The 15,655-nt window shown below is 64.0% G+C and carries 14 protein-coding genes; 4 read left to right on the top strand and 10 right to left on the bottom strand.

The window, feature by feature from the left end:
- Positions 1–59 precede the first annotated feature (59 nt).
- Positions 60–317 (bottom strand): hypothetical protein, encoded by a 258-nt coding sequence (locus ACSQ3Q_RS04045; RefSeq protein ID WP_436133127.1) that lies wholly within the window; start codon positions 315–317, stop codon positions 60–62.
- Positions 318–521: 204 nt separating this feature from the next.
- On the opposite strand from ACSQ3Q_RS04045, the gene ACSQ3Q_RS04050 reads away from it, so the two are divergent.
- The gene (locus ACSQ3Q_RS04050) at positions 522–1,097 is read left to right on the top strand and encodes a hypothetical protein (protein ID WP_121941951.1); all 576 of its coding nucleotides are present in this window, start codon (positions 522–524) and stop codon (positions 1,095–1,097) included.
- Between the two features lie 15 nt (positions 1,098–1,112).
- Here ACSQ3Q_RS04050 and ACSQ3Q_RS04055 read toward each other — a convergent pair whose 3' ends face one another.
- Both ACSQ3Q_RS04055 and ACSQ3Q_RS04060 read right to left on the bottom strand, forming a co-directional pair.
- Positions 1,113–3,284: a 3-hydroxyacyl-CoA dehydrogenase NAD-binding domain-containing protein gene (locus tag ACSQ3Q_RS04055; RefSeq protein WP_436133128.1), complete on the bottom strand. Its 2,172-nt coding sequence runs from the start codon at positions 3,282–3,284 to the stop codon at positions 1,113–1,115.
- Positions 3,285–3,467: 183 nt separating this feature from the next.
- Positions 3,468–4,673, bottom strand: coding sequence for an acetyl-CoA C-acetyltransferase (locus ACSQ3Q_RS04060; protein WP_436133129.1), 1,206 nt, complete (start codon positions 4,671–4,673; stop codon positions 3,468–3,470).
- 232 nt (positions 4,674–4,905) lie between these two features.
- On the opposite strand from ACSQ3Q_RS04060, the gene ACSQ3Q_RS04065 reads away from it, so the two are divergent.
- Entirely contained in the window at positions 4,906–5,208 is a 303-nt protein-coding gene (locus ACSQ3Q_RS04065) for a hypothetical protein (protein WP_436133130.1), read from the top strand.
- 72 nt (positions 5,209–5,280) lie between these two features.
- Here the strand turns inward: ACSQ3Q_RS04065 and ACSQ3Q_RS04070 are convergent, their stop codons facing one another.
- The 7 genes from ACSQ3Q_RS04070 to ACSQ3Q_RS04100 form a co-directional block, all read right to left on the bottom strand.
- Positions 5,281–6,444, bottom strand: a complete 1,164-nt coding sequence (locus tag ACSQ3Q_RS04070) for an acyl-CoA dehydrogenase family protein (RefSeq protein WP_436133131.1) — start codon at positions 6,442–6,444, stop codon at positions 5,281–5,283.
- A gap of 129 nt (positions 6,445–6,573) precedes the next feature.
- Entirely contained in the window at positions 6,574–7,737 is a 1,164-nt protein-coding gene (locus tag ACSQ3Q_RS04075) for an ABC transporter substrate-binding protein (protein ID WP_436133132.1), read from the bottom strand.
- 195 nt (positions 7,738–7,932) lie between these two features.
- Positions 7,933–9,789: an AMP-dependent synthetase/ligase gene (locus ACSQ3Q_RS04080; protein WP_436133133.1), complete on the bottom strand. Its 1,857-nt coding sequence runs from the start codon at positions 9,787–9,789 to the stop codon at positions 7,933–7,935.
- Between the two features lie 170 nt (positions 9,790–9,959).
- On the bottom strand, positions 9,960–10,775 hold the full coding sequence (locus ACSQ3Q_RS04085; protein WP_436133134.1) for an ABC transporter ATP-binding protein: 816 nt from the start codon (positions 10,773–10,775) through the stop codon (positions 9,960–9,962).
- Positions 10,772–11,611: an ABC transporter ATP-binding protein gene (locus ACSQ3Q_RS04090; RefSeq protein WP_436133135.1), complete on the bottom strand. Its 840-nt coding sequence runs from the start codon at positions 11,609–11,611 to the stop codon at positions 10,772–10,774. The genes ACSQ3Q_RS04085 and ACSQ3Q_RS04090 overlap by 4 nt, the downstream gene beginning before the upstream one ends.
- A complete protein-coding gene (locus tag ACSQ3Q_RS04095) occupies positions 11,608–12,684 on the bottom strand; it encodes a branched-chain amino acid ABC transporter permease (RefSeq protein ID WP_436133136.1) in 1,077 nt (358 codons plus the stop codon). Before ACSQ3Q_RS04095 ends, ACSQ3Q_RS04090 begins: the two co-directional genes overlap by 4 nt.
- A 4-nt stretch (positions 12,685–12,688) precedes the next feature.
- On the bottom strand, positions 12,689–13,564 hold the full coding sequence (locus ACSQ3Q_RS04100) for a branched-chain amino acid ABC transporter permease (RefSeq protein ID WP_436133137.1): 876 nt from the start codon (positions 13,562–13,564) through the stop codon (positions 12,689–12,691).
- Positions 13,565–14,224: 660 nt separating this feature from the next.
- Between ACSQ3Q_RS04100 and ACSQ3Q_RS04105 the strand changes: the two genes are divergently transcribed.
- The gene (locus ACSQ3Q_RS04105) at positions 14,225–14,716 is read left to right on the top strand and encodes a thioesterase family protein (protein WP_436133138.1); all 492 of its coding nucleotides are present in this window, start codon (positions 14,225–14,227) and stop codon (positions 14,714–14,716) included.
- A gap of 159 nt (positions 14,717–14,875) precedes the next feature.
- Positions 14,876–15,457, top strand: coding sequence for a bactofilin family protein (locus tag ACSQ3Q_RS04110; protein WP_436133139.1), 582 nt, complete (start codon positions 14,876–14,878; stop codon positions 15,455–15,457).
- The last annotated feature ends 198 nt before the right edge of the window (positions 15,458–15,655 follow it).

Raw genomic sequence — 15,655 nt, forward strand, 5'->3', positions numbered from 1 at the left:
AGCTAGCAGCGCCAGTTGACACTTTACCCAGCGGCGGAGTGGTCTCGGGTAGCGCTGCGTTAACTCTGCGAAGGGTCTGGACACACCCGCCGCGCAAGAAGCCAGCCGACTACAAGGCTCAAAGCTGCCGATAGCGAGAATCCGTAAATCACCACCATCCGAGAAAAGCGATGCCTTCCCCAATGAGCGTCTTCGTTGGTTTGGATGGCGCGTTTGTATTCGTTCAACTCACTGATCTGCGCAGGAGTCAACTGGTCGCGGTGTACATAATTTCTGTCGATGTTTTCGACCATCCCAATGGTGTCCGTCTTGATCATGGGAGAGTGAGACACCATGAACACGCCCGCTACACAGAAAGAGAGAACTGCTTGGCCAATGAGTACGCAAACGAGCTTCTTCACTATTTGTGGTGTTATCTCTACTGAGCATCTAAGGTGGCTGAGTACGCAGGACCGTAACGAGTCCGTTCGAACTGGAAAAATCACATGAACGTCTTCTACAGCTGGTGAAGGGGAAAGTCCGTGACGCAGTCCTCCTCGGTCCTCAAGGGATTTGCCGCGCTGTCGTATCGTGACCCCGCGGTAGTTCTGCGTGAACTCCGCCAGATCGAGGCACAAATGGTAGGCGCAAACTTGTCCCCACAAGTCCGCAATCTACGAACCAACGGCTTGAAGCACATACGCGAGTTCCGCCATGCTGCGCTTTTTTGCCATGGCATGTCACTGCGTCTGGGGCACCAGGTCTTGTTTTCCCCCGTGGAATCAAGTGACTATGACTTCGTTGCCACATGGCGGACTGCTGATGCTCAGCACTTTGCGCGAGTGCAACTCAAGGAGTTAGTGCCCGCGCATTTGAACGAAGGTGCAACTGTCCAGGCATTGGTCGATGGTTTGAGCAAATATTCCGGCGATGACCTGATAGTTGCTATCTTTCTCAACAGAGAGGGCCGTTTCTCTCTGGAGGAGGTTGTGTTTCCCGCCCTGCACATTGCAGAGTTGTGGTTCGTGTTCGCAACAACCCCAGACCAACATATGTGGCAGTTGGTCGGGGATGCATTGCGGGAGCCTGAAGTTAGCTCCTTCAGGTATCCGACTTGAAGGGCCCTGGTTCAGTCAATAGCGTGGCTGAAATTCGCGAATGGCATCTCGGACTTTTGTTTCTAACGTGAACCCCGCTCCATACTTCGCCGCCAGTTCATCCGCACGCTTCAGGAACGCCTCAACACCCGTTCCATAAACGAACTGCATCGCCCCTCCCGTCCACGCCGGAAACCCGATCCCAAAAATCGACCCAATGTTCGCGTCATGCACGCTGGTCAACACGCCCTCGGCCAGGCAGCGCGCGGTTTCGATGGCTTGGCGGTAGAGCAGACGGTCCTGGACCTCCTGCACGCTCCATTCCACGCCGGGCTTTTCGAACAGAGCTTTCAGCTCGGGCCACAGGTGCTTCTTGGCGCCAGCGGGGTAGTCGTAAAAACCGCCGCCGCCCGCACGGCCAGGGCGCTTCAACTCTTTGACCATGCGTTCCACCAGCAGCTCGCCGGGTGTGACGGTGTAGGTCTTGCCTTCGGCCGCGTAGTCGGCGCGGGTCTGGTCCAGCACGTGCACGCTTAGGGTCAGCGCGGTTTCATCCAGCACGGCCAGTGGGCCCACGGGCAGGCCGGCCTGCATGGCGGCGTTTTCAATGGCGGCGGCGGGGATGCCTTCGCCCAGCATGGCGGCGCCTTCCATCACAAAGGTGCCGAAGGTGCGGCTGGTGTAGAAGCCGCGTGAGTCGTTGACCACGATGGGCACCTTGCCAAGGGCCTGCACGTAGTCGAACGCGCGGGCCACGGTTTCGTCATCCGTCTGTTTGCCGCGGATGATCTCCACCAGCTTCATCTTGTCCACGGGGCTGAAGAAGTGGATGCCGACAAACTTTTCGGGCTTGCTGCTGGCCGTGGCCAGGCCGCTGATGGGCAGGGTGGAGGTGTTGCTGGCGAAGAAGCCGCTGGGGGCGAGTTGCGGCTCGGCCTCTTGCGTGACCTGGGCCTTGAGGTCGCGGCTTTCGAACACGGCTTCAATGATGAGGTCGCAGCCCGCCATGTCGGACGCGCTGGCGGTGGGCGTGATGCGGGCCAGCAGCGCTTGCTGCGCTTCAGCCGTCATGCGGCCCTTGTCCACGCGGGCCTGGGTGAGCTTGGCGCTGTAGGCCTTGCCGGCCTCGGCCTTCTCCGCGCTCACGTCCTTGAGCACCGTGGCAATGCCCCGGCTGGCCTGGGCCCAGGCGATGCCCGCGCCCATCATGCCGGCGCCCAGGATGCCGACTTTTTGGGGCCTGTAGCGTGGGGTGGCGCCGGGGCGCGACTTGCCGCTCTTGATCGCGTTCATGTCGAAGAAGAACGTGTTGATCATGTTGCGCGCCACGGGGCCGGTCATCAGGCGGGCGAGGTAGCGGCTTTCGATGCGCAGGGCGGTGTCGTAGTCCACCATCGCGCCTTCGACCATGGCGGCCAGCGCTGCCTCGGGCGCGGGGTAGCGGCCGCGGGTGGTCTTCTTGAGCATGGCGGGCGCGACCGTCAGGGCGCTGGCGATCTTGGGGTTGGGGGGTGTGCCGCCGGGCATCTTGTAGTTCTTGTCGTCCCACGGCTGCACGGCGTGCGGGTGGGTGGCGATGTGGGCCAGGGCTGCGGGCAGCAGCTGCTCGCGCGTAGCGACCAGCTCGTGCACCAGTTGCAGCTCCAGCGCTTCGTCGGGGTTGAAGAGCTTGCCTTCCAGGATGTAGGGCTGCGCGCCCATCAGGCCCAGCAGGCGCGTCATCTTGGTCACGCCGGTGGCGCCGGGCATCAGGCCCAGCGTGACCTCGGGCAGGCCGAACTGGATCTTGGCGTCGGCCACGGCGATGCGGTAGTGGGCTACCAGGGCGACTTCCCAGCCACCGCCTAGCGCGGCGCCGTTGAGGCAGGCCACCACGGGGATGCCCAGTGTTTCGAGCGTGCGGAAGTGCGCCTTCATGCGCTCGATTTCGCCGAACACGGCGGGCGCGTCGGCGGGCGTGAGGCGCATGGTCGCCTTGAGGTCTGCGCCGGCAAAGAAGCTGGTCTTGGCGGATGCGAGCACGATGCCCTTGAGCGCGGCGCCCAGGCGTTCGCGGTCGCCCAGCACCTGGGCCGTGACCTCGCCCAGCTCTTGCTGCCACTGGCGGCACATGGTGTTGACGGGGGAGTTGGTTTCGTCGAACGTGATGACGGCGACCTGGCCTTCGGTGCCCTGGGCGGGGATGAGTTCGTAGCGGATGGTTTGCATGCTGATGTCTCCGAATCTGTAATGCGCCGTGGCGCAGCTATGGGGCGCGGCCTTAGAAGAAGCGTGGCCGAGGCCAGCGGACGCCGTGGAACTGGCTTTGCCAGGCCAGTGGCGTCGTCCCCCTTCCCATCGCGCAGCGATGAGAGAAGGGGGAAGCGGCGCAGCCGCTCAGGGGGTTGTTCCTCATACGCGTTCAACGATGGTGGCGATGCCCATGCCGCCGCCCACGCACAGCGTGGCCAAACCATAGCGCTGCCCCCGGCGGTGCAGCTCGTCGATGAGGGTGCCGAGGATCATCGCGCCCGTGGCGCCCAGCGGGTGGCCCATGGCGATGGCGCCGCCGTTCACGTTGACCTTGTCGTGGGGCACGGCCAGCTCGCGCATGAAGCGCATGGGCACGGCGGCAAAGGCCTCGTTGACTTCGAACAAATCGATCTGGTCGATGGTCATGCCCGCACGGGCCAGCGCCTTTTTGGCGGCGGGCACGGGGCCGGTGAGCATGATGGTGGGGTCTGCACCGCTCAGTGCCGTGGCCACGATGCGCGCGCGCGGCGTGAGACCGTGGGCCTTGGCGGCGGCCTCGTTGCCGATGAGCACGGCGGCTGCACCGTCCACGATGCCCGACGAGTTGCCCGCGTGGTGCACGTGGTGGATGCGTTCTACCTGCGGGTAGCGCTGCAGCGCCACGGCATCGAAGCCCATGCCGCCCAGTTGCTCGAACGATGCTTTCAGCGCGCCCAGGCCTTCGAGGGTTGTCTTGGGCTTGATGAATTCGTCTTCCGCCAGGATGGTCTGGCCGATGAAGTCGCGCACGGGCACGATGGAATTCTTGAAGTGGCCGGCGGCACGCGCCGCGGTGGCGCGCCGCTGCGATTCGAGCGCGAAGGCGTCCACGTCGGCGCGGGTGTAGCCGTCCAGCGTGGCGATCAGGTCGGCGCCGATGCCCTGGGGCACGAACAGCGTTTCCGAATTGGTGGCGGGGTCTTGCGCCCAGGCACCGCCGTCGGAGCCGATGGGCACGCGGCTCATGCTCTCCACGCCACCGGCCACCACCAGGTCTTCCCAGCCGCTGCGCACTTTTTGCGCGGCCAGGTTCACGGCTTCAAGGCCGGATGCGCAGAAGCGGTTGACCTGCACACCCGCACAGCGAAAGTCCCACCCGGCCTTGAGCGCGGCCACCTTGGGCAGCACCGAGCCCTGTTCGCCCACGGGCGAGACGATACCCATGACCACATCGTCCACCGCGGCTGTGTCAAAGCGGTGGCGCGCCTGCAGCTCGATCAGCAAGCCAGTGAGCAGGTCGATGGGCTTGACCTCGTGCAGGGTGCCGTCCTTCTTGCCCTTGCCGCGCGGGGTGCGCAGCGCATCGAATACATAGGCTTCGGTCATGAATGGTCTCCGGTGGTCTTTAAACGAAGGCAAGGCCGAACAAGCCCATACAGGGCCTTGCTACGTGATGCCGTGAAAGTCGCATGGGAAATGCGCAGTGCCTTAAAACACGCTTCGTACACATCGACAGCGAACGGCGCCCGGCCGACCCACGCCACGACAGCACAATCTCTGACGCCGGCCCAGCCGTTTTTGCACTATCTTTCTGCAGTCGCTATCTAAATTTCTGGCTATGAAAACAAACACATCCTCTGCCGTGCAGCGCATGGCCCGTGGCGCCATCGAGTACGACGACACGCGTGACGGGTTTGCGCTGGAGCACCACGTGGTGCTGGCCGCATCCAGTGCGTTGGCGGTGGCGGCCTTCATGGCGCCCTCGCGCGGTGCGGCCGCCGTTCGCGGCATCGGCGCCGGGTTGCTGCTGATGCGCGCGCTGAGTGGCAGCCAAGGCATCCGCGCCTGGCTGAACGTCACAGACCGCCGTCCCGGGGCGCCGCTCAGCCCCGAGGAAGCCCGCGCCGCCTGGTACCTGTGACGGCGGGGGGCGCGCAACGCGGCGCTGTTTTGCGCGCTGCTGCGGGCGCTACGTGCGGCGCAGTCCATGGTGCTATTTGCCCAGGCCCATGGCGCGCGCAATCACCTCTTTCATGATCTCGTTCGTGCCGCCGTAGATGCGCTGCACGCGTGCATCGGCGTAGGCGCGGGTGATGGGGTATTCCCACATGTAGCCGTAGCCGCCGAAGAGCTGCACGCATTCGTCCATGACCTTGCACTGCAGGTCGGTCGTCCAGTACTTGGCCATGCTGGCGGTCTGGGTGTCGAGTTGGTCGTTAGCGATCAGCTCGCAGCACTTGTCGACGAACACACGCGCCACCTGCACCTGGGTCTGCAGCTCGGCCAGGGTGTGGCGGGTGTTTTGGAATGAGGCCACGCTCTGGCCGAAGACCTTGCGGTCCTTGACATAGTCCACCGTCCAGTCGATGGCGGCCTGCGCGGCGGACACGGCGGTGATAGCAATCTGCAGGCGCTCCCACGGTAGTTGCTCCATCAGGCAGATGAAGCCGCGCGCTTCCATGGCGGGGCCACCCAGCAGGTTGGCCGCGGGCACCTTCACGTCGGTGAAGAACAGCTCGGAGGTGTCCTGCGCCTTCATTCCCATCTTCTTGAGGCGCTGGCCTTTTTCAAACCCAGGCATGCCGCGCTCCACCAGGAAGAGGCTGGTGCCCTTGGCCCCGGCTGCCGGGTCGGTCTTGGCGACCACGATCACCAGGTCGGCATGCCAGCCGTTGGTGATGAAGGTCTTGCTGCCGTTCAGCACATAGTGCGATCCATCGGCGCTCTTCATGGCGGTGGTCTTGATGCCCTGCAGGTCGCTGCCCGCGGCGGGCTCGCTCATGGCGATTGCGCCCACCATGGCCCCGCTGGCCATCTGCGGCAGGTAGCGGCGCTTTTGCTCTTCGGTGCCGTAGTGCAGGATGTACGGCGCCACGATCTCGCTGTGAAGCCCAAAGCCGATGCCGGTCGTGCCGGCGCGCGCCAGTTCTTCCATCTGCGCCACCGAATAGAGCTTGTCTGCCCCGGCGCCGCCGTACTCTTCGGGCAGGCTCATGCACAAGAAGCCGTTGGCGCCCGCCTGGCTCCACACCTCGCGTGCCACGTAGCCCTGGTCTTCCCAGTCGGCGTGGTGGGGTGTCACTTCTTTCTCGATGAAGCGGCGGAAGCTGTCGGCAAAGGCCTGGTGGTCGGCCTGGAAGAGGGTGCGTTCGATCATGGCGGCGATCCTGTCTGTCTATTTATGCAAAGTTACTGCTTGGTTAAATTTTGCCATTGACCGGGCCCGAACGCACCCCCCAAAGAAAAAGCCGCCCCATGGCGGCTCTATGGCGGAGTAGCGGCGCGGTTACTTCACGTAGTCCGACACCACTTTCCATTTGCCATCGGTAATTTGCGACAGGCGGGACAGGTCGCTGCCCAGGCGCTTTTGCGGGCCGAAGGTTCCCTCTGCGCTGCCGAACATGTCGGGCGGCATCACCATGGTGTCCATGGCCTTGATGAAGCTGTCGGTGCTCAGACCGGGGCCTGCCTTTTGGGCGGCCTTGATGAAAGCATCGATCGCGTTGTAACCGTACACCGAGAACACCGTGGGGTCTTCGTTGAACTTGGTCTTGTACTTGTTGGCCCAGAAGCGGATGGGCTGGCTCGCCTCGTCCAGATACGGATGCTGCACCGTCATGGTGGCGTACAGGCCGTCCATGGGCTTGCCGCCCAGCTTGTGGATGAGGTCGGTGTATGCGGCGCTGGAGCCGAGGAAGGTGGGGTTGAAGCCCGTCTTGCGCGACTCGCCAATGGTGCCAATCGTCTCGCGGATGATGGTGCCCAGGATCACAAAGTCGCATTCGGACGACTTCATCTTGGCGACCTGCGATGAGAAATCGGTGGCGCCGCGCTTGTACGAGGTCTTCTCGGTGAACTCCATGCCCAGGGCCTTGAGCGCTGCCTCGCCACCGCGCATCACCTCCAGCCCGAACTCATCGTCCTGGTAGATGGTGCAGATTTTTTTGGCGCCCTTTTCCTTGATGAGCTTGGGCGCGGCCAGGCGGATCTGGTCGTAGTAGGTGGCGGCAAACGAGTACTTGAGCTTGTGGAAGGGCTCGTACATTTCGCGCGCGGCCGTGACCGGGAAGAAGTTGATCACGTTCTTGCTGAACTGCACGGGCATGGCAGCCAGGTTTTGCGCCGTGCCAATGTGCGCAATCATCATGAAGATCTTGTCCTGGTTCACGAGCTTCTGCGCGGCCAGCACCGCCTTCTTGGGGTCGTAGCCAGAATCTTCCACCTTGAGGTCGAGTTTGCGGCCGTTGACGCCGCCTTGCTCGTTGGCCTCGTCCACGCGCAGCATCATGCCCAGCCGCACCTGCTTGCCAAAGCCCGCCAGCGGGCCCGACAGATCCTGGATGGAGCCCAGCGTGATGGTGTCCTTGCTCACGCCCTGGGTGGCCTGCGCGTGCGCGGCGCCAGTTGCCAGAGCCATGACAGCAACGGCTGCGATGGAATGAAGTTTCATGGCACGTCTCCTTCGGTTGGATCGAACACGATCGCTCGTTATAGAACGATGCCCGGGGTGGGGCACCAGCACTTTCCCTATCCTGGTCGGATCGCGGTGGGGCTTGCCCTGGCTTCGATAAGCCCAGCCTGAACCGTGTGGGCATGTGAACTCGCCATCCCCATCCGTTCAGCCTGAGCCTGTCGAGACCGGTGCCTACCGGTACATCGCCTCAATCTGGGGCGCGTACTTCTGCTGCACCAGCTTGCGTTTTAGCTTCATGGTGGGCGTCAGCTCTTCGTCCTCGGCGGTGAGCTGCGTGTCGAGCAGGAAGAATTTCTTGATCTGCTCCACGCGCGCAAACTGGTTGTTCACGCGGTCGATCTCGGCCTGGATCAGGTCCTGCACCTCGCGGGCGCGGGTCAGGCTGGCGTAGTTGGAAAACGGTACGTCGCTGTCCTGCGCAAACTTTTCCACGTTCTCCTGGTCGATCATGATGATCACCGTCAGGTACGGAAGCTTGTCGCCAATGACCACCGCGTCGGTGATGTAGGGGCTGAACTTGAGTTCGTTCTCCAGCTCGCTGGGCGTGATGTTCTTGCCGCCCGCCGTGATGATGATGTCCTTCATGCGGTCGGTGATGCGCAGGTAGCCGTCGGCGTCGACGGTGCCCACATCACCCGTGTGCAGCCAGCCGTCGGCGTCGATGGTCTCGGCCGTCTTCTCCGGCAGGTTGAGATAGCCCTTGAACACGTTGGGGCCGCGCACCAAAATCTCTCCGGTGGCGGGGTCGATGCGCACCTCGTTGTACGCCGCAGCAGGGCCGATGGAGCCAGGCTTGATGCGGTTGGCCGGCACGCCGGTGGCGGCGCCGCAGGTCTCCGTCATGCCCCACACCTCCAGCATGGGCACGCCCAGGGCCAGGTACCACTTCACCAGTTCGGGCGAGATGGGCGCGGCGCCCGTGACCAGAAAACGCGCGCGGTGGATGCCGATGAGCTTGCGCACGTTGTTCAGCGCCAGAAAGCGCGCCAGCTGGAACTGCAGCTTCAGCAGACCGCCCACCGGCTGGCCCGCCAGCACCCTGTCGGCGATGCGCGTGCCCACGCCAATCGACCATGCATAGGCCGCCTGTTGCAGCGCGGTGGATTCCTTGAGCGCAATCATCACGCCCGAATAGAACTTCTCCCACACCCGCGGCACGGCGGTGAACACGGTGGGGGCGATCTCGCGCACGTTCTCTGGCACGGTGTCTGGGTTCTCGACAAAGTTCAGGCGCGAGCCGGTGTACAGCGAAAAGTACTCTCCGCCCATGCGCTCGGCAATGTGGCACAGCGGCAGGAAACACATGGCCTCGTCGTCTTCGGTGCGCGAGATCAGCGTGTTGTAGCCGCGCACGGTGTAGGTGAGCGCGGCGTGGGTGTGCATGGCGCCCTTGGGCTTGCCCGTGGTGCCCGAGGTGTAGACCAGGATGGCCACATCGTCGGGCTGGCAGGCCTGCACGCGACGCATGAGTGCGTCGGGGTTCTGTTGGTTCCACGCGCGGCCGACCTCGCGCAGCGCAGCCAGGCTGATGATGTCCGGGTCGTCCAGGCCCCGCAGACCCTCCATGTCGAACACGACGATCTTGCGCAACTGCGCCAATCCGCCGCGCACCTCCAGTGCTTTGTCGAGCTGCTCGTCGTCTTCGACAAACAACACGCTGGTCGCGGAGTCTTCGCTCAAATAGTGCACCTGCGCAGCCGCGTCGGTGGGGTAGATGCCGTTGGACACACCGCCACAGCTGAGCACGGCCAAGTCCGCCAGCACCCACTCGATGTTGGTGCTCGACAGGATGGATGCGCAGTTGCCCCGCGCAAAGCCCAGCGACATGAGCCCGCCCGCGATCTCGCGCACGGCCTCGGCAGTCTGGTCCCAGGTCCAGCTCTTCCAGATGCCCATTTCTTTTTGGCGCATCCACACGTTGGGGCCACGCAATGCCACGGCGTTCCAGAACATGGCAGACATGGTGGTGCCGGCCAGCACGTCGGTGCCAGCGGGCTGGATGTGATCGAGGTCCCAGAGATTCGACATGTCAGTGATCCACTCCGCAGTGCTTCATTGGCAGCGCATGAAACCGCCGAGGCCTAGGCCAGCGCCCCCGCGCAAGGGCCGCCCCGCCGTGCTGGGGGCGTCCCCCACCCCACTCGCGCAGCGAGTCGAGAGAGGGGGAAGGCGCGAAGCGACACAGGGGGTGCTTCATGTCACCGCCAAGTCTTTTTCTTCTTCCACCGCCGCTCGCCCCGCACACCTTCGTCCTTCATGCCCAGGTAGAACTCCTTGATGTCGTCCTTCTCGCGCAGGCGCTCGCAGCTGTCTTCCATCACGATGCGGCCGTTCTCCAGCACGTAGCCGTAGTCCGATGCGTTGAGCGCCATGTTCGCGTTCTGCTCCACCAGCAAGATGGTGGTGCCGCGCTCGCGGTTGATGCGCACCACGATCTCGAAGATTTCCTTGGTGAGCTTGGGCGATAGGCCCAGGCTGGGCTCGTCGAGCAGGATGAGCTCGGGGTTGGCCATGAGGGCGCGCGAGATGGCCAGCATCTGCTGCTGCCCGCCTGAGAGCAATCCGGCGTCTTGCGCGGCACGCTCTTTCAGGATGGGGAAGTAGCCGTACACGGTTTCGATGTCGCGGGCCACGGCGTCGGCGTCTTTGCGGGTGTAGGCACCCATCAGCAGGTTGTCGCGCACGGACAGCAGGGCAAACACCTCGCGCCCTTCCGGCACGTGCATGAGGCCTCGGCGCACGATGGCCGCGGGGTCGTTGGCGGTGATGTCGACGCCCGCGAATTCGATGGACCCTTTGCGCGGGTCGATGATGCCGCTGATGGTCTTGAGGATCGTGGTCTTGCCCGCGCCGTTGCTGCCCAGCACCGCCGCGATCTCGCCGCGCCGCACCTGCAGGCTCACGCCGCGGATGGCCTTGATGGGGCCGTAGGCGCTCTCGACGTTCTGCAGGCGCAGCAGGGGCTGGTCGGCCACGACGGGCTGTATGGGGGCGGCTGCAAGCACGGCGCTCATGCTCGCGCTCCCAGGCTGGCGCCTGCCGGACGCCGCAGGTTGCTCACGTCGTCGATGGTGCCCAGGTACGCCTCGATCACGCCGGGGTGGGCCTGCACCTCGCGCGGCGTGCCCATGGCCACCACTTCGCCCTGGTTCATGGCCAGTACGCGGTCGGACACTTTGGACACCAGTGACATGTCGTGCTCCACCATCAGCACCGTGATGCCCAGCTCATGCTGGATGTCCTGGATCCAGAAAGCCATGTCGTCGGTCTCCTCCACGTTCAGGCCCGACGAGGGCTCGTCGAGCAGCAGCAACTGGGGCTCGGTGCACAGCGCGCGCGCCAGCTCCACCACCTTGCGCACGCCGTACGGCAGGCCGGCCACCAGCGTGTCGCGGTAGTGCTGCAGGTCGAGGAAGTCGATGACCTGTTCGGCCTTCTCGCGGGCGCGCACCTCGGCGTCGCGCACCTTGCGGGTGAACAACATCTCGGCCCACAGTCCGGTCTCGCGGCGCGTGTGGCGGCCGATCAGCAGGTTGTGCAGCACGCTCGCGTGCTCAAACAGTTCAATGTTCTGGAAGGTGCGGGCGATCCCCAGGCCCGCCACCTTGTGCGGCGGCTGGTCGCTCAAAGGCAGCATGGCGCCGCCCGGCCCGGCATACGCGATGGTGCCGGTGGTGGGCGTGTAGATGCGGCTGATGAGGTTGAACACCGTGGTCTTGCCCGCGCCGTTGGGGCCGATGAGGGTGAACACCTCGCCCCGGCGCACGTCGAAGCTCACGTTGTTGACCGCGAGCACGCCGCCAAAGCGCACGCTGAGGTTCTGGGCCGAAAGCAGGATGTTGTCGGTCATCTCAGACGATCAGACTTTTGGAATGACTTCTGCCGCTTGAACAGGCCCCTGCGGTAGAACGGAAACATCTGCAGCCAGGTGCGCACCTTGAGCCAGCGGCCATACAGGCCCATGGGCTCGAACAGCACAAAGGCGATCAGCACCACCCCATAGACGACAGCCTGCAGGCCCGGCGCCTGGCCGATGGAGGCGGGAAGCCAGTCCTTGCTGAGCGAAATCATCTGCGGCATGGTGATGAGGAAGATGGCCCCCAGGAACGCGCCATGCACCGAGCCCAGCCCACCGATCACGATCATCAGCAGCAGGTCGATGGACTGCAGGATGTTGAACTGGTCGGGCGAGATGAACTGCAGCTTGTGCGCATACAGTGCGCCGCCGATGCCGGCCAGGGCGGCGGAGATGGAGAACGACAGCGTCTTGTACCGCGCCAGGTGGATGCCCATGCTCTGCGCCGAGATCTCCGAATCACGGATGGCCACGAAGGCCCGGCCCGTGGAGGAGCGCAGCAGGTTCAGGATGGCCAGCGTGCTGACCACGGCAATCACGAGGCACAGAAAGTAGAACGATTCGGTGGACTCGAACTTGAATCCCCATATCTCAGGAGGCACCAGGTGCTTGCCGGAGTTGCCGCCTGTGACCGACTCCCACCGCGCAAACACTTCCTCGACGATGAACCCAAACGACAGTGTGGCCATGCCCAGGTAGATGCCCTTGACGCGCAGCGCGGGCAGGCCCACCACCACGCCCACGGCGGCCGACAGCCCCGCCGCACAGGCCAGCGACAGCGCAAACGGCCAGCCCATGCCCGTGAGCACCGCCTGCGTGTACGCCCCAACGCCCAAGAAGGCCGCGTGCCCCAGCGAAAACAGCCCCGTGAACCCGGCCAGCAGCATGAGCCCCAGGCCCACGATGGCGTAGATCAGTACAAAGGTGAGCTGCGCCAGCCAGTACTCCGGCGCCACCCAGGGTGCTGCGACCAGCCCTGCGGCCAGCAGGCTGTACCAAAAGACATGCCCGCCATGTTTGGCCAGGCGCAGGTCTTGTTCGTAAGAGGTCTTGAAAAGAAAGCGCATGGGGTCAGACTTTCTTCCTGAGCTTTTCGCCGAACAGACCGTTAGGTTTGACCATCAACATGATCAGCACCACGATGTACGCCGCCGTGTCCTTGAAGCCATCGGGCAGGTAAAAGCCCGAAAGCGACTCGACAATGCCGATGACAAGCCCGCCCACAATCGCGCCCGGCAGGCTGCCAAAGCCACCCACCACAGCGGCCGGAAAAGCCTTGAGCCCGATGAGCCCCATGTTGGCGTGCACGAAGGTAATGGGCGCCAGCAGCAGGCCCGCCACGGCGGCCACCGCAGCGGCCAGGCCCCAGGCCAGCCCGTTGAGCCGCTGCACCGGGATGCCCATGTAATAAGCCGCCAGCTGGTTCTGCGACGAAGCCTGCATCGCGATGCCCAGCTTGCTGTAGCGGAACATCGCGAACAGCAGCACACACAGCGCGGCCGTGGCGCCGATCACCACCAACTGCTCGGCGTTGAGCACGAGCGCGCCAAGGCGAAAGGACATGTCCTTGTACGGCACAGGCAGCGTGTGCGTGTCGGTGCCGATGTTGGGGATCATGGTCACCAGCCCGCGCAGCACATAGCCAATGCCGATGGTGAGCATGACGATGGAGAAAGCCGGCTGGCCGAGGATGGGGCGGATGACGGCGCGCTCTAGCACCGTCCCAAACAGCCCCATGGCCAGAATGCTGGCAAGCACCGCCACCCAGAAGGGAAAGCCCAGCACCGTCATGAGCGCAAGGCCGCAGAAGGCGCCCAACATCATGAGTTCGCCCTGCGCAAAGCTCACGGTTTCAGTGGCTTTGTAGATGAGCACAAAGCCCAACGCGATCAACCCGTAGATGCATCCCTGCGAAACACCGCTGATCAACAGTTGGACGAATTGCACCCTGGCTCTCCAGAATAGGACTCACGCAAATCGGGCGGGGCGAAACGCGTGCCCAGGGGACGTGCGCTGTGTGCATCCTCGCTCGCGCAGGTCCTGCAGAATATTTTTACAAAGCGATTGCTTTGCATAAATAATGGTGCACGCGCTGCAGGCGCACCGCACTCGGGGCTAACCCTGATGGTCGGTCGTAGAGGCAGCGGCGCATATTGACGCAGCGCGGGGCAGGGCGCAATAAGGGTTGCGGCGGATGCCGCGCGGGGCGCAGGGCGCCGAATGCACAGGTAGAGAGCGGGGTGTGCGTGGAGACGCAGATCGCGCTGTGTCGCGCTGGTGACATCGCAAGGGGCGCGCGCAAGCGCTGCGGACGGAACACCGCGCCAACGCTGCATGCCCCGTTCATCGCATTGAACACGACGGGCGGCGCAGCCGGGTTTGCGGTGAGGGCTGGGATGGGCGCGCGACGGGTCCTGTGGGGAGCAGCCGTGCGGACCGCCGCAGCACTGCGCATCGCAGGGGCCTCACCGCGTAACAGGGGTACGCCTTGCATTTTTAGGTCAAAATGGCTGCCAGCGCCTTATTTATATGCACTCATAGCTATAAAAATAATAGCAATCGGCGCTGTTGCCTTCAGCAGGCCGGGCGCCACCGCACAGGAACCGCATGAGCAAAACCACCCACACCACCGCGCCGCCAGAGCATTTCGAGCCAGACTTCGTTGCCGGGCTCAAGGCCATCTTTGAAGAGAAGATCGTGTTCAACCAGGTGCTGGGCCTGAAGGTCACCAGCCTGCGCCCCGACGGCGTAACCGGCCGCATCGACATGAAGCCCGAGCTGGTGGGGCACTACGCGTACAACCGCATCCACGGCGGTGTGATCAGCGCGGGGCTTGACGCCATGGGCGGCCTGGCGGTGATGGCCGCGATTGGCGCCAAACACATGGACGAACCGCCGGAGCAGCGCCTGCACCGTTTTGCCAAGCTGGGCACGATCGATCTGCGCATTGACTACCTGCGCCCGGGCATCGGGACGCACTTCGAGCTGCGCGCGCACGTGCTGCGCCTGGGGTCGCGCGTGGCCAGCACGCGCATGGAGTTCTTGGGTCCCGATGGCCAGATCATGTCGGCGGGGGCGGCGGCGTACATCGTGTCTTGATCAGGCTTTCCGGAATCCATCCCTGCGCGATGGATGTGTGATCCCGCAAGCCTTGCAAGTGCATGCAACCAGAGAACCGTTTGGTTACCGTTCTTGCGTAACGAAGGCATCTTTCCCTACGCGCGGTCCCTACGATGAACCTCTTTTCAAGGAGATCTGATGGCCGTGCAAAACCCTTTCTTTGGCAAGCGTGAACCCGAATCGTTCCAACCCCGCCACAGCGCCACCACTTCCACACCCACCCCATCCGCTTCCGGCACAGGGCTGTCCGGCACCGCGGCCAGCAGTGTCGTCAATTCGCAATCGCTGACGGGAGCCGCCGCGGCCAAGGCAGCATCAGATTCCACCGGCAGCAAACTGACGGTAGGCCCCAACATCAAGCTCAAGGGCGTCGAGATCACCGATTGCGACACGCTGGTGGTCGAGGGCACAGTCGAAGCCACCATGGATTCGCGCGTGATCCAGATCTCGGAGAACGGTGCCTTCCGCGGCTCGGCCGAGATCGACATCGCCGAGATCCACGGCGAGTTCAACGGCACGCTGACCGTGCGCCAAAAGCTCGTGATCTACAGCACCGGCAAGGTCCACGGCAAGATCCGCTACGGCAAGCTCGTGGTGGAAGAGGGCGGCCAGCTGGCCGGCGAAATCGAAGCCGGTTTTGCCAACGGTGCGTCGTCCTCCGGCGCAAACCGCGCGGCTTCGGCGCCCATGCGCGCAGAGCCCACGGCGATGGCGGCCTGAGCGTCGGCCGTCACCGACGACCTCCACGCCAACACGCGCTGAAAAAGCACGCGGGGCACCCGGCGCGGCCCGGGTTGCCTAGCGTGCTGTGGTGGCTGGTGGCGACAGTGTCCTCGCACACAGAGGGCGTGACCTGGGCCTCTGCATCGCAATAGGGTTCGGCCGCCACACGGAGCGGTCGATGGCGCAGCTATGGGC

Origin of the sequence: Acidovorax sp. LjRoot129 (genome assembly GCF_964253765.1) — a bacterium.
Classification (GTDB): Bacteria; Pseudomonadota; Gammaproteobacteria; order Burkholderiales; family Burkholderiaceae_C; genus Acidovorax.